Genomic DNA, 4,664 nt, shown 5'->3' on the forward strand with positions numbered 1-4,664 from the left:
ATTCATTCCCTACTTTACTTTTGTATACTTGAGATAATGTTGATTCTACAAACGCGCTCGCTGCCCCTAACAAAGCCATTACCCACATCCAAAATACAGCTCCAGGACCGCCGAAAGCAATTGCTGTCGCTACCCCTGCAATATTACCAATTCCAACTCTTCCTGATAAGGCTAAACAAAATGCCTGAAAAGATGATATTCCCGTCTCTGAACTCTTTCCTTCAAATAATAGTTTAATCATCTCTTTAAAATAACGGATTTGCAAAAAGCGTGTTGCAATCGTGAAATATACGCCTGCCCCTAATGCAAAAACAACTAAACCGATACTCCACACTTGCCCTACTAACCATTCTACTAAATTCTCCATCCAAATCCCCCTTATCATTCTTTGGAAAAGCAATTTTGTATATAAAAAAAACGGACAACTATTATCAAACTTTCTAGTTGTCCGCATCTTTCATTATTTCATCCCTCAATTTTTATCAGTAAAACGCCCTATTACTTTATATTTACCCAAACACTTTTCACTTCTGTATAATTATCAAGCGCATATGAACCTAATTCGCGGCCAATACCAGATTGTTTATATCCACCAAATGGTGTAGCTGCATTTTCCAAGTTATAATCATTAATCCACACTGTTCCTGCTTTTAATTTATTTGCTACTTGATGACCCGTTTTGATATTTTGCGTCCATACACCCGCAGCAAGGCCATAGGATGAGTTGTTCGCTCGTTCAATTACTTCTTCTGTCGAATCAAATGGAAGTACGACAACAACTGGTCCAAATATTTCTTCCTTAACGATTGTCATATTGTCTGTAACATCTGTGAATATAGTTGGCTTAACGAAATAACCTTTTTCAAGCGCACGTTCGCCACCAGCCGCAACTGTAGCACCTTCTTTCTTCCCTTGCTCAATGTAATTTAACACACGCTCTTGTTGTTTCTTAGATACGAGTGGACCCATTTCCGTTCCTTTCTCCATACCTGCTCCAAGTTTTACGTTGTTCGCCATTTTCACAAGTGTATCTACTACAGTTTCATAATGTTTACGATGAACAAATACACGTGATCCTGCGCTACAATTTTGACCGTGATTATACATAATACCTTGGAATGCACCATTTATCGCTTCTTCCAAGTCCGCATCTTCTAAAATGATATTTGGTGATTTTCCGCCAAGCTCTAACGTTACATGCTTAATCATTTCTGCAGATTGACGCATAATATACTTTCCTGTAACAGTAGATCCTGTAAAAGCAACTTTATCAATGTCATGATGATTTACAATTGCAGCCCCTGCTTCAGGACCAAAGCCTGATACAAAGTTTACAACGCCGTTTGGAAATCCAGCCTCTTTAAAGAGTTTCGCTGTATATAGTAAAGATAAAGGCGTTTGCTCTGCTGGCTTTAATACAATCGTACAACCTGTCGCCAGTGCAGCTCCCATTTTCCAAGAAGACATAACAAGCGGAAAATTCCACGGAATAATTTGTCCTACAACACCAACAGGTTCATGTCTCGTATAATTCAAGTAATCTTTTGAAATCGGGATTGTTTGCCCAATAATTTTTGTAGCCCATCCTGCGTAATAACGATAATTTTCTACAGTCGCTGAAATATCATCATCAAGTGCTACTTGATATGGCTTTCCATTATCTAAAGCTTCTAGTTGCGCTAATTCTTCTCTATGTTCTTCAATTAAATCTGCTAATTTATAAATAAGATGCGCTCTTTCAGCAGTAGCCATTTCTGCCCACGGGCCAGATTCAAATGCAGATCTTGCCGCTTTTACTGCAGCATCAATATCCTCTTCTTGCGCTTCACATACGACTGCTAGAACCTCTTCTGTTGCTGGATTGTACGTTTCAAACGTCTTTCCGCCAATAGCAGAAACAAATTCGCCATTAATAAACATTTTAATTTCTTCATTTAAAAACGCTTCCACTTTTGGTTTCAGCTCAATATTTGTCTTTAACATTATGTTCTCCTCCTTATTTAAACAGCTGCATGAGCTGCAATATTTGATAAAATCGTTTGAAGCTTTTGATCTTCTTCTACAGTTAACCCTAGTCTTGGATAGCGAGAAGGTCCTCCCGCTTGCCCATGTAATTCCATAGAACGTTTAACGATTTGAACATATTTCCCTGATCCTTCAAGAAACTCGCAAAGTGGTAAAATAGCATCGTTTATTTCCCACGCCTTTTCTAATTCACCATTTTGAAAATGCTCATACATTTTTGTAACGAGACCGGGAACAATATTTCCTGCTACTGAAACCCATCCCGAGGCACCAACTAAATATGATTCCATAACTAAATCTTCAGAACCACAGAAGACTTGGAAAGCCTCTTCACTTTGTCTTACTAAATCTCTCGCTTTTCGAATATCTCCGCTAGATTCTTTAATATGTGTAACATTTCCACACTCTTTTCCAATACGGAGCATTAGCTCTGTACTCATATCAACACCAGAAGTAAATGGATTATTGTATAACATAATTGGTATATTTACAGAGTTTGAGATTTCTTTAAAATGAAAATAAATCTCCTCTTCCTTCGGTTTACAATAGTAAGAGTTTATAATTAATGCACAATCTGCTCCGTGCGCTTCTGCATGTTTCGTATATTCAATTGTTTCTTTCGTCGTCTCTGCTGCAGTTCCAACAATAACTGGAATACGGCCATCAATTTCTTTCAACACAGTTGCTACCATTTTAAATCGTTCTTCTTTTGATAAACTTACAAATTCTCCTGTACTTCCATTAATGATGATACCTGCAACGTTTTGTTCGATAAAGTAATTTACATTTTGCTTTACCCCATCCCAATTAATTTCCTGAAATTCATCCATCGGTGTTATTAATACTGGAAATGCCCCTTTAATTTTTTGCATATTTATCTCTCCCTATCACATTTTATTTTAATAAGAAACCTGCCGGAAACAGATCCGTAGGGTCTAATAGAAACGTCTGCATCCCTGTAATAAACCCTCTACTTTCAAAACGGAAAATGTATCCTAGTTCCTCCTTCTTCACTTTCTCCACAGTTATAAAACTATTAAATATACTTTCATTTTTAAAAGGTTTATCCGCCATATAATCATTTTTAAATAACGCATGAACATAGGAAACAATAGTAGAAACAAAACCTGGCGAACGTACGATAAAGTTATCTTCATGAAATGTAATCGATTTTATATGGTTCTTTTCTTTTTGCGAAGGATCTACTAAAATAAGCCTTTTTATTAGCGACTGTTTTTGTATAGCCTGCAGTGTAGCTTCTCCCCATCTTTTCAATTCAGAAATGTTTTCCATGCGAATTTCTGGCGAATACGCACCTTTTTCTACAACTGCATATACTTTATCTGCTTGTATAAGAGAATAACTTACATTACCAACCTGTAAATTTTTCTCAATCATATAGCATAGTTTGCTTTCAAACGAAACCGATATAACTTCATCATTCTCTACATACGCATGAACTAAAAATATTCCACATAACGTTTCAATTTTGTATTGATTGGACTCTCTCTTTTTTAAATACCCACTTTCGAGTAACATCGTTATTACTGCAACAATGCCTCCATAATGAAGCGGAACCGAACCTTCATGATTAAAAAATAATACAGCTGCATCCACTTCATTATAGATAGATGAAACGACAATACACCCATTCAAACCGATAAAACCACGTGGTTCATTTAATAAAAGCTTCATCTCTTCTGCTAATTCACCTGAAAATTGTTCATTTAATTGCTCCAAACTGTAGTAGTATTTGCATGGTACATCTTTCATTACACGAAATGCCTCGCCATTTACATGTACGTCTACTGCTGTATACATTTTTTGAATGTTCATTTTATATCCTCCGTTTCATGTTCCATCGGCGGAATTAGCAAAAATCCTTCTTTAAGTGGATCCATTTCATTGTAAAAAAATCTATGCATACCCATAAGCCAAGCTGATCCCGTAATTTTCGTTATGACAGCTTCAATATTTTTAACATGTGTCGTATTCATGACATATCCTTTAAATAAAGAACCAACGATACTCTCATGAATGAACTCTTCACCAATCTCGATTTCTTTCTGAGCGTATAATACAGCTAGCTTCGCAGATGTTCCTGTACCGCATGGAGATCGATCTATTCCGCCTGGTGGTACAACAACTGTATTTTTCACATGCGCACATTCATGAGTAGGATCTGTATAAAATTCAACATGTGTTAATCCTCTTATAAACGAATACTCTGGATGAGTGATTTCAAACTTCTCATTAATTGTGTTCCTTATATGAATCGCCTTATCGATGATTGTAGATGCATTTTCTGGTACTAATTCTAGACCTACTGATTTCGCATCAATAATGGCATAAAAATTCCCTCCATACGCAATATCAGCCTCTATAGTTCCAATGTCTTTCACTTGTACAGTAATATTTTTCAATAAAAAAGCTGGTATGTTACAGAAAGATACTTCTTTTGCTTTTCCATCTTGAACAGCAATATCTACTTCAACTAAGCCAGCCGGTGTATCTAGTTTTAAAGAAGTAATCGGTTCAACTACCGGAATTAAACCCGATTCAACTAACGCTGTACATACACCGATTGTATCGTGACCACACATCGGTAAATATCCACCTGTCTCTATGTATATAACACC

General features: G+C 36.5%; 5 protein-coding genes. All 5 read right to left on the reverse strand.

The window, feature by feature from the left end:
* The coding region (locus GBN78_RS28570; protein ID WP_226798507.1) for an alanine:cation symporter family protein at positions 1-367 on the reverse strand (367 nt) is incomplete at its 3' end.
* Between the two features lie 131 nt (positions 368-498).
* Complete coding sequence (locus GBN78_RS28575; protein ID WP_152127976.1) at positions 499-1,983, reverse strand: aldehyde dehydrogenase family protein; 1,485 nt, start codon at positions 1,981-1,983, stop codon at positions 499-501.
* 17 nt (positions 1,984-2,000) lie between these two features.
* The gene (gene dapA / locus GBN78_RS28580) at positions 2,001-2,897 is read right to left on the reverse strand and encodes a 4-hydroxy-tetrahydrodipicolinate synthase (RefSeq protein WP_152127977.1); all 897 of its coding nucleotides are present in this window, start codon (positions 2,895-2,897) and stop codon (positions 2,001-2,003) included.
* A 22-nt stretch (positions 2,898-2,919) separates the two neighbouring features.
* Positions 2,920-3,861 carry a proline racemase family protein gene (locus tag GBN78_RS28585; protein WP_001025574.1) on the reverse strand — a complete coding sequence of 314 codons (942 nt, stop codon included), beginning with the start codon at positions 3,859-3,861 and terminating at the stop codon, positions 2,920-2,922.
* Positions 3,858-4,664, reverse strand: an 807-nt coding sequence (locus GBN78_RS28590) for a proline racemase family protein (RefSeq protein ID WP_152127978.1), incomplete at its 5' end; no start/stop codon positions are given. The genes GBN78_RS28590 and GBN78_RS28585, both read right to left, overlap by 4 nt.

It is taken from the genome of Bacillus sp. B2-WWTP-C-10-Post-4, from assembly GCF_009183805.1.
Classification (GTDB): Bacteria; Bacillota; Bacilli; order Bacillales; family Bacillaceae_G; genus Bacillus_A; species Bacillus_A cereus.

Bases quoted from the DNA above. Each gene is read 5' to 3' on its own strand.
- GBN78_RS28575 (WP_152127976.1), bottom strand. From the start codon at position 1,983: ATGTTAAAGACAAATATTGAGCTGAAACCAAAAGTGGAAGCGTTTTTA.
- dapA (WP_152127977.1), bottom strand. From the start codon at position 2,897: ATGCAAAAAATTAAAGGGGCATTTCCAGTATTAATAACACCGATGGAT.
- GBN78_RS28585 (WP_001025574.1), bottom strand. From the start codon at position 3,861: ATGAACATTCAAAAAATGTATACAGCAGTAGACGTACATGTAAATGGC.